The organism is Acidobacteriota bacterium (assembly GCA_034211275.1).
Classification (GTDB): Bacteria; Acidobacteriota; Thermoanaerobaculia; order Multivoradales; family JAHZIX01; genus JAGQSE01.
In genome coordinates this window covers 1-2,959 of the sequence record JAXHTF010000337.1, presented here as the reverse complement: position 1 = coordinate 2,959, position 2,959 = coordinate 1, and the positions used below count along the sequence as shown (strand labels likewise).

Here is a 2,959-nt window from a genome sequence, read left to right as displayed (position 1 = left end):
CGGACGTGCTCGTGGAGCGGGCCTCGTGACGCAGCGCGGACGGGTGAAGAGCGTGTCGAGGAAAGCGACTCTCGTCAGCTCGAGGCGCACGCCTCCGTCAAGGACCGCACGCAGTTTCAACCAAACTGGTGGCAACGCGCGGAAACTGACCCGGGGCAACGTTTGGAAGTTGACCCACCCTGGCCGGTTTCAGTGTAGCTCATGACGACTGTGTGGCACCTCCTGAAGGGGCCTCCCCCCGAGGGGGGAGGCTGCTGAGAGTGATTCTTATTGGCGTTGTTTTCTGGTTCTGAATGAGACGCCCTTCGTGGTCAGGATATGAGCGTTGTGAGCCAGTCTGTCGAGGAGCGCGGTGGTGAGCTTCTCGTCGCCGAGCACCTGCACCCACTCCGAGAAGGCGAGGTTTGTCGTCACGATGGTGGAGCGTCGCTCGTAGCGGTCGGACAGCAGATTGAACAGCAGCTCGCCGCCGGCGCGGTCGAAGGGAACGAAGCCGAGCTCATCCACAATCAGCAGCGATGCCCGCTGGATCTTGCGGTGCAGCCGGCCCAGCTCACGCGAGTCTCGGGCCTCGAGGAGATCGCGCACCAGGTCGGCGGCACGGACGAAGAGCACTCGCTGCCTGCGCCTGGCTGCCTCCACTCCGAGGGCGATCGCCAGGTGGGTCTTGCCGGTGCCGATCGGGCCGGCGATGATCACGTCATCGGCCCGCGCCAGGTACTCGCAGCTGGCCAGCTCGGCGATGGTCGGGCGGGACACACCCTCCATCGCACCCCAGTCGATCTGGTCGAGGGTCTTGGTGTCCGGGAAGCGCGCCTCGCGGATACGGCGCTTGGCCGTGCGGTCGCGGCGGGAGCGCAGCTCGGCGTCCAGGAGCTCGCGCAGGTACTCCTCGTACGGCCAGCCGTCCTGGCGTGCCTGGCGCGCCAGGGCCTGGTACTCGCGTCCCACCGCCGGCAGCTTGAGCTCCTTGACGACCTCCTGGATGACGGCGTCCATCACGGCGGTGCTCATGACTCACCCCCACTCAGCAGCACGTCGTAGTCGGCGGCTCGGCCTGCCTCGACGACGAAGCCGGCCAGGGCGGGCGGCACGGTGACGGACCGGGGGCGCTCCTGGTGCACGCGTGGGGCGAGCGCGAGCAGGTCGTGGCGACCGGCGGACAGGGCTACGGAGAGGGCCTCGGCGACGGCCTCCTCGCCGTGCTTCACAGCGGCGCCGAGGACCTTGGCCAGGACTCGTGCCCCCTCGCGCTCACCGTGGGTGGTGGCCAGCGCCTTCCACAGCCTGCCGTACGGCTCGTCCAGCTCGGCGATGAGCTCGGGGGCCACCTGGCGCACCGCCTGCGGTTTGCGCGACAGCTGACGGAGGTAGTGGCGGTAAGAGACCAGCCGCCCTTGACGCTGACGGCGTACGGTGACCTCCTCGCCGCGACAGACGATGCGGATGTCGTCGGCCCCTACATAGGCGGTCGCCTGCAGTGAGTGCCAGTGCTCTGGCACCGAGTAGCTGGCGCCAGAGACCCGCACCAGTGCCTTGCGGCTGACGCTCACGGGCTCGGGAATGCGGGGGTCGAAGGGGTGCTCGGGTAAAGGCCGCAGGTGCTCGGCCTCCTCCCGAAACCGATCGCGGACTGTCTCGTCGCGCTCGGCACGGTGTGCCGCCTGCTGATCGATGGACTCCAGCAGTGCCCCGGCGATGTCCCGAAGGGACTCTCCCCGAGGGATCGGGGTGAGATGCTGCAGCCGGATGCCCTTGCCCCGTGCCTCGACGCCACCCTTGTCGTGCCCCTCGCCGGGGCGGGCGAAGCACGGCTCGACGAGGTAGTGGCTGACAAGGGCACGGAAACGATCGGTGAGCCGATCTCCGTCGACACCGACGCGCCGCCTGACGGCGGCGGACAGATTGTCGTACACCGTTCTTTGGGGCACACCCGGAAAATGCTCGAAGGCCCGCACGTGACCGTCCAGAAACGACGCCGTGTCGCAGGCGTCGTACAGCCACGCGAAGTCCCGGCCGGAGTACATCAGGCGCATGACGAACTTCCACGCCTTGCGACGCACTCCGCCTTCCTCAACGGTGACGTCGAAGAAGTCGACCTGGCCTTCCTCTCCGGGTCGGTGCACCAACGGGATGTACACCTCGGCCCTTTGCCGTCTCCACTCTCGCAGGTAGGCGCGCACTGTGGTCACGCCGACCTCGTACCCTTCCTCCACCAACTGACGGTGCAACCGGCTGCCGGTGATCCGCTGCTTCGGCGTGGTCCGCGGACCCCACTCTTTGAGCAGCTCCTCCAGACGCGGCGCCACCTCCTCGACGACCGGCCGCGGTCGCGGCTTCCTCTCGACCCGCACCGGCTCAGAGATCTTCAGGTACTTGCGCACCGTGTTTCGACTCACTCGCATGTCGCGGGAGACCCGCCGGATCGACTGCCCTTCCACCAGCACCTTGTGTCGGATAACATGCACTTGATCCATCCTCAGCATCCTTCCTCCGGTCGCTCTGATTCGTCAAACCAAAGCTACCGGCGCAGGGCCGAGGGTGGGTCACTTTCTGAGCGTTGGGTGGGTCAGTTTCCGAGCGGCGCGATCACGGTGTCCGAGAAGAGCTCGGGACGCCGCGCTCGCATGAAGTCGCTCGGCTGTCGCCGGCGTGGTTCATCTGCCATGCGCATCACCTGCTCGGATGTGTCCGCCACTGGTCCATTGTACGGGCACGGGGGCACCTCCGCGCTTTTCTCCTTTTCGGTCGGCGCGAACGAGGGAGTCGGCCGATCCAACCGCAACCTATGGACTGGACGAACGCTCGCCGTCGCCTTCCGACTCACGCCGCCACCCGCCAGGGAGGGCCTGGCCGCCTGTGCGGATCCACTCCTCGAGGACGTCAGGAGCAACCCGGACCTGACGGCCCAAGCGCACGGCCGGCAGCAGACCGTCGCGGATGAGCGCGTACACGCGCG

3 protein-coding genes are annotated in these 2,959 nt (G+C 67.5%); all 3 read right to left on the bottom strand.

The window, feature by feature from the left end:
• Positions 1–267: 267 nt before the first annotated feature.
• The 3 genes from istB to SX243_25685 all read right to left on the bottom strand — a co-directional run bounded on the left by istB (position 268) and on the right by SX243_25685 (position 2,954).
• Positions 268–1,014, bottom strand: coding sequence for an IS21-like element helper ATPase IstB (gene istB / locus SX243_25695; GenBank protein MDY7096384.1), 747 nt, complete (start codon positions 1,012–1,014; stop codon positions 268–270).
• Positions 1,011–2,477 (bottom strand): IS21 family transposase, encoded by a 1,467-nt coding sequence (istA, locus tag SX243_25690; protein ID MDY7096383.1) that lies wholly within the window; start codon positions 2,475–2,477, stop codon positions 1,011–1,013. Before istA ends, istB begins: the two co-directional genes overlap by 4 nt.
• A gap of 309 nt (positions 2,478–2,786) precedes the next feature.
• Complete coding sequence (locus SX243_25685) at positions 2,787–2,954, bottom strand: helix-turn-helix domain-containing protein (protein MDY7096382.1); 168 nt, start codon at positions 2,952–2,954, stop codon at positions 2,787–2,789.
• Between the last annotated feature and the right edge of the window lie 5 nt (positions 2,955–2,959).

What these genes read in the sequence shown, in the direction of transcription:
- istA (MDY7096383.1), bottom strand. Translation starts at nt 2,477, where the DNA reads ATGGATCAAGTGCATGTTATCCGACACAAGGTGCTGGTGGAAGGGCAG.
- istB (MDY7096384.1), bottom strand. Translation starts at nt 1,014, where the DNA reads ATGAGCACCGCCGTGATGGACGCCGTCATCCAGGAGGTCGTCAAGGAG.